Source organism: Halochromatium sp. NSM3 (assembly GCF_059621085.1).
On the sequence record NZ_JCAQIA010000098.1, the window covers coordinates 1 to 515 of the forward strand.

Annotated in this window: 1 protein-coding gene; it reads right to left on the minus strand. The window is 67.0% G+C overall.

The genetic code is table 11. From position 1 onward, the window contains the following. Nucleotides 1-296, minus strand: a 296-nt coding sequence (locus AC54T3_RS17470) for a transposase (protein WP_496626582.1), incomplete at its 3' end; no start/stop codon positions are given. Between the last annotated feature and the right edge of the window lie 219 nt (nt 297-515).

Below are 515 nucleotides of genomic sequence, written 5' to 3' on the forward strand. Positions count from 1 at the left end.
CGTGGTGTGCGCGGTTTCTTCGCCCCTCGGGTGGTCTTGCGCAGCTTCTTCAGATTGACCTGCTGAGCCAGGGCCAGCAGCAAGGCGCAGAGCTGAGCCAGATCCGCCTGCGGATAGCCGAGGGTGTTGAGCTCGGAGTGGAGATGGCCCTCGAGCTTTTGAAACGCCGTCTCGATGGTCCAGCGCCCGCGATAGAGCGCGGCCACGGTGGCGGCATCGGCCTGCTCGGCGGGCAGGTGGGTCAAGACGATCAGCGCCCGATCGCCGTTGCGGGTCGCACGCTTGAGTTTGAGCACCTTTGAGCACCACGCGCCGCCAGGTCCAGGTGTGTCCCTCGGCATCGGTGACCTGCACGGGCTGCTCGAACAGCGCGCCATCGCCACCGTGGCCCACCGGTTGCCGGGCACTGAGCGGCTTGACGCTCAGGCCCGCGTGATAGCGGAACGAAGGCCGCCTGACGCCGGGCGATGGCGGCCAGACAGTTGCCATCGAGATAACGAATCCGATACCCGGGC